Genomic DNA, 4,747 nt, shown 5'->3' with positions numbered 1-4,747 from the left:
TTTCGCCTTGGCGCCGTCCGGCTGCCACCGGCGAACCCGCGGCCTGCCCGCTTTGCACAGTAGGCTGTTCGGTCATCGATCTCACCCTCTTTTCCTGCCGTGCGGCAAATTTAAGGATGTACGGCGAACTTGTCTTCGAGCGCTTTGACCTTGTTTACCCGATTCTGGTGGCGTTCGCCTTCCGAAAATTCGGTTTCAAGCCAAATCTTGACGATTTCCTGCGCAACCCCCGGGCCGATGACCCGCTCGCCCAGCGCGAGCACGTTCGAATCGTTATGCTCCCGCGTCGCTTTGGCGGAAAACAAATCGTGCACGAGCGCGCAGCGGATACCCGGCACTTTGTTGGCCGCGATGGTCATGCCGATGCCCGTCCCGCAGATAAGAATGCCTTTGTCCGCATCACCCGCCGCCACTTTCTCGCATACAGCCAACGCATAATCCGGGTAATCGACGGAATCGGCACAGCTGCAGCCATAATCTTGAACCTCATGTCCCAACGATTCGATCAGAGGCTTCAGCTCGTCCTTCAGCCGGTACCCCGCATGATCCGCACCCATTGCAATTTTCATTTTCGTGAATTCGCCTCCTCGCTAATGTCGATTTCATTATAACCCAAAACCGCGACAAAAACGAAAAAAGAGCATGACGCATGCGTGTCCGCTTGCGATGCTCTTTGCCCAGGCGACCGGCCGTATGTCCCGATGCTCCACTGTGGTTGCCCCCACTCGTCGCCAGTTACATCGGGATTCCTTCATGTATACGTCCATCATATCCGATTCTGCGCCCGGTGTAAAGCCTATCTTGCTGCCTGAGCGGTAACGCAAGGAGCTTTAGCGGGCTTCTTTCAGCTTGGCCGCGAGCTTGATTAGACAGGCGTGAATTTCGGCCGCACAGCTCTCGTACTGCTGCAGCGAGCCGCCGAACGGATCGGCGATGTCCGGAGTGGGCAGCTCGCGCTGCAGCGTTACAATACGGGACCGCTCTTCGTCCGTCACCGGCTTCGCCAGCGCCTGCTTCAGCTGGATATCGGTCATCAGCCTTTCGACCTCGGCTATTTTCGCCGCGGCTGCGGAATCGGCTTCCACGTATTCCTTCAAGGTATGAATCTTGTCCACGGCGTCCGGAAACCGTTGAATCGTATATCTTTTGTGCGAGGAAGTCATCGTCAGGATCAAATCCGCCCACTCGACCGTCGGTTGCGAAAGAGCTGCTGAACGCTGGGGCCCTGTGCCGCCGTTTGATTTCAACACAGTCGTTGCGTGATCGGAGATCGGAATCCCGTCATGGGCGGCTACCCCGGCGGACCGTACCTCAATCCCCGCCAGCCCCTCGTCCGCCAGTATTTTTCGCATCAATCCTTCCGCCATCGGACTGCGGCAAGTATTGCCGGTACAAACGAACAAGATCCGGTTCATCGCATGCTCCCCTCTTTCATGTCTAAATTGGTTCTCCCCTATATATTACCTCAAAACCATCGGATTTACCTCAAAACCGCCCAAGGGCGGAAGCGGATCGTTCACAACAAAAATCGAATGCCGAACGCAAGCAGGATGACGCCGCCCAACGCTTCGCCATACTCTCCCACCCATTCGCCGACCCTTCGGCCGAGCACCAGCCCGGCGACCGACATGAGTCCGCCTGCCGTGCCGAACATGAGAACGGTCATGATGACATCCCCTGCGAACATCCCGAGCGAAACGCCGACCGAGAACGAATCGATACTGACGCTGAGCGAAAACAGCATGAGCCCCCAAAAGGATCGGTGATCGTACGTCGGGGACTCTTCCTCACGCAAGGAGCTGTAAACCATGTGCGCTCCGAGCAGCAGCAGGAGGATCCCTCCGCAGATCGTGGCGACTTTGCCGATCAGCGCACTGATATAGCCGCCCGTCCACATTCCCGCGAGCGGCATCAAGATGTGGAACAGGGCGGTGACGATGCTGATTTTGGCAATATCGAGCTTGCGGATGCCCCGCATGCCGATCCCGAGCCCCAGTGATAACGCATCCAAACCGAGGGCCAGCGCCATAAGCCCGATGGAAATGAATTGTCCCCATAGCAGCGGCGATGCCAGATCCATGCTTCCCCTACCCCCTGTCCTCTTCTTAACCAACATATGCGGACAAGAGGGTAAACATGAATTCCATAATATACCACAAAAAAGACGAATCTGTAGAAGGCGAGTGCATCCCATGGTGGGGCACACGGGCTGAAAACACGAAGCTGAAAAAATGGCTACACTGTTAAAATGCGACCTCCGGCAGCTTTGCGCAGCCGGTTCATGATCGCGGCCCCGAGGCCTTCTTCGGGGCAAGCTTCGGCAGCAATGAAGCCGACCCCGGCTTCGTCGAACTCGCGCAGTGCCGCATACAGCCCATGGGCGACCGTCTCCAGGGCGTCCAAGCGGCCGCACGGCACGACATGGTCCGCACGGAAGCGGTCCGCGTGCTCTGCGTAGGTCAATACGCCGGTGCGCTCGCCCCGCGCCCGGGCTTCGTCCAGCTCGCGCTGCATGCAGGCATGCACCAGCTCGTCCGATGCGCCCTGCACAAGCACCATCGTCCCCCGCGGAGCGTAGTGCGCATACTTCATGCCCGGTGCGCGCGGAGCGTCGGGCTCGCGGTACTCCGCCTGCGGCTCGATCACGGGAATGCCCGGCAGCGCTTCGCGAAGCTGGCCCGCTGTAACCCCGCCGGGCCGCAAAATATAAAGCGCATCGCCCGCAAATTCCACTACGGTCGATTCCAGACCGACCCCCGCCTCCCCTCCGTCGACGATTCCCGCTATGCGGCCCGCAAGATCGCCCAGCACGTGCGAGGCGTTCGTCGGGCTCGGACGGCCGGAGCGGTTCGCGCTAGGAGCGGCGACCGGACAGCCGGAGGCCGCGATCAGCGCGAGCGCGACAGGATGGCCCGGCATGCGCAGCCCGACCGTCGAAAGTCCCGCCGTGACGAGCGGAGACAGCGCGCCCGGCTTGACCGGCAGCACGACGGTCAGCGGTCCCGGCCAGAAGGCGTCCAGTAAACGCAAAACGGCCTCCTCCGGCGGAGCGACGAGCTCCTCCAGCTGAGACCTGTCCGCGATATGAACGATCAGCGGGTTATCCGACGGCCTGCCCTTGGCTGCGAAAATGTCCGCAACAGCCTCCGTGTTCCGCGCGTCCGCCCCGAGGCCGTACACCGTCTCGGTCGGAAACGCGACCGTCCGTCCTTCCCGCAGCAACGCGGCCGCTTCGAGCAACGCTTCCCGGGAAGGGGCTTCCGCGCTCACTTTCCACACCTTTGTTTCCGTCGTCATGTACGTTATCTTCCTTTCCTGACAGACCGGCCCGGATGGGCCGCCGCATCAGGCAAACCACGAGCCGACTTTGTTCATGAGATCCCATAAGAGGAAGCGCACTTCCGGTTGCGGAGCATCCAAAGCCTCCGGTTGGGCTTTAGATGGGACGGATGCTTTTCCGCTATCCGCCGCTTTTCCGTTCCGGATCTTGGCGTCGCCTTCGGCGTTTCCTTTTTTACTCTCTGGCTGACTTTTCTTCCCCGCTTCGGCAGCGCTCCGTTTCGAAGCCGGGGCATTTTCGTTTTGCGCCGATCCGCCATTTTCCGCAGACTCTTCCCCAGCGGCGGCATACGCCGTGTTGTTCTTTTTCACGACGCCCGTGTCGGCGAAGCATAAAGGCGGGAACAGCACGCACCACCAGTTCTGCCCTTCGGCGGCGCCGATGGCGATGCGCAGCGCTTCGTAATCTCCTGCGGGATACACTTCGTTGTTGTATATTTTAGCCGGGAACGGGACCATTCCCAATTCCACGCGATACGTATAGTCAAAACCGTTCTTGCGCAGCGTTTCGCCGACGAGCTTATCGAGCTCGGGCAGATGGTCGCGCAAGGTTTGACGGGCCGCTTCGATGCCTTGAGGCTCAGTTGGCCAGCTTTTCATCTGCTCCATGACGGCGTCGCGCACCTCGCGCTTTACCCATTGATCGGCCGGAGCGTCGGAGTTGGCCAGAATGCGCAGACGGATCGCTTCCTTCGGAATCGAGCTTCCCGTTTCCATTTCGCGCTCCGCCGTAACCAGCATCGCATTGGAACGGTTCGTTTCCCAGCAGGCCAGCATCACCATAAGAGCAAAAGCCAAGTATGCATATCGTTTCCACGCAAACCGTTTGACCATCTCCGAACAGCCCCTCTCGAACTCTAGCATCTCTAGTTGTCAGTATGCTCGGGTTTGAGAGAGTTTATACTCGGCCGGAGAATAAAGTTCCGTGTGCTCCGCTTGTCTAGCGGTTGCGGGTCCAGCCTGCCTGTCCTCAAGCTTAATCCTTACTGCGATAAGCGATCACATGCCGATCGATTCCGGCCAAATCCGGTACGATCCGCACCTCGTCCCAATCGGCCGCCCGCTCCAGCAAACGGCGCACCTCGTCCGCCTGCCCTTGGCCGACCTCGAAGCCGACCAGCGCGGGCAACGCCGGCAGCTCGCCCAGCTGCGCCGTCAGGCGGCGGTACGGCTCCAGCCCGTCCGCTCCGCCGTACAGTGCCGTCCGCGGCTCGAACAGCCGTACCTCCGGTTGCAGCCCCGCCTCATCCGCCTCCGGAATGTACGGCGGATTGGACACCACCAGATCGAGCCGCTCGCCGCGCTCGATCCACGGGCCGCGCCGGTCCCCTTCCACGAAGGCGACCCGCTCGGCCACGCCGTTGCGCTCGGCGTTCGCCCGCGCCACCGCCAGTGCGTCCGGCGCGAT

General features: G+C 60.5%; 6 protein-coding genes and 1 riboswitch. All 6 genes read right to left on the bottom strand.

Features of this window, described 5'->3' with window-relative positions:
* Positions 1-110: 110 nt before the first annotated feature.
* The 6 genes from rpiB to QJ48_RS33925 all read right to left on the bottom strand — a co-directional run bounded on the left by rpiB (position 111) and on the right by QJ48_RS33925 (position 4,696).
* Positions 111-569: a ribose 5-phosphate isomerase B gene (gene rpiB / locus QJ48_RS33950; protein ID WP_054977698.1), complete on the bottom strand. Its 459-nt coding sequence runs from the start codon at positions 567-569 to the stop codon at positions 111-113.
* Positions 570-668: 99 nt separating this feature from the next.
* A riboswitch (ZMP/ZTP riboswitch) is annotated at positions 669-749 on the bottom strand.
* Positions 750-830: 81 nt separating this feature from the next.
* The gene (locus tag QJ48_RS33945) at positions 831-1,415 is read right to left on the bottom strand and encodes a low molecular weight protein arginine phosphatase (RefSeq protein ID WP_054977697.1); all 585 of its coding nucleotides are present in this window, start codon (positions 1,413-1,415) and stop codon (positions 831-833) included.
* Positions 1,416-1,516: 101 nt separating this feature from the next.
* Positions 1,517-2,080: a manganese efflux pump MntP family protein gene (locus QJ48_RS33940; RefSeq protein WP_054977696.1), complete on the bottom strand. Its 564-nt coding sequence runs from the start codon at positions 2,078-2,080 to the stop codon at positions 1,517-1,519.
* 155 nt (positions 2,081-2,235) lie between these two features.
* A complete protein-coding gene (locus QJ48_RS33935; RefSeq protein WP_054977695.1) occupies positions 2,236-3,297 on the bottom strand; it encodes an L-threonylcarbamoyladenylate synthase in 1,062 nt (353 codons plus the stop codon).
* Positions 3,298-3,345: 48 nt separating this feature from the next.
* Entirely contained in the window at positions 3,346-4,173 is an 828-nt protein-coding gene (spoIIR, locus tag QJ48_RS33930) for a stage II sporulation protein R (RefSeq protein ID WP_054977694.1), read from the bottom strand.
* A gap of 142 nt (positions 4,174-4,315) precedes the next feature.
* Positions 4,316-4,696 carry a hypothetical protein gene (locus QJ48_RS33925; protein WP_237763152.1) on the bottom strand — a complete coding sequence of 127 codons (381 nt, stop codon included), beginning with the start codon at positions 4,694-4,696 and terminating at the stop codon, positions 4,316-4,318.
* Positions 4,697-4,747: the final 51 nt, after the last annotated feature.

The organism is Paenibacillus sp. A3 (assembly GCF_001399685.1).
Classification (GTDB): Bacteria; Bacillota; Bacilli; order Paenibacillales; family NBRC-103111; genus Paenibacillus_G.
Note: the sequence above shows the minus strand (reverse complement) of the source record. Positions and strands in the feature narration are given on the sequence as shown.

Excerpts from the sequence above, each read along its gene's own strand:
- QJ48_RS33945 (WP_054977697.1), bottom strand. The coding sequence starts at position 1,415 with ATGAACCGGATCTTGTTCGTTTGTACCGGCAATACTTGCCGCAGTCCG.
- QJ48_RS33935 (WP_054977695.1), bottom strand. The coding sequence starts at position 3,297 with ATGACGACGGAAACAAAGGTGTGGAAAGTGAGCGCGGAAGCCCCTTCC.
- rpiB (WP_054977698.1), bottom strand. The coding sequence starts at position 569 with ATGAAAATTGCAATGGGTGCGGATCATGCGGGGTACCGGCTGAAGGAC.
- spoIIR (WP_054977694.1), bottom strand. The coding sequence starts at position 4,173 with ATGGTCAAACGGTTTGCGTGGAAACGATATGCATACTTGGCTTTTGCT.
- QJ48_RS33940 (WP_054977696.1), bottom strand. The coding sequence starts at position 2,080 with ATGGATCTGGCATCGCCGCTGCTATGGGGACAATTCATTTCCATCGGG.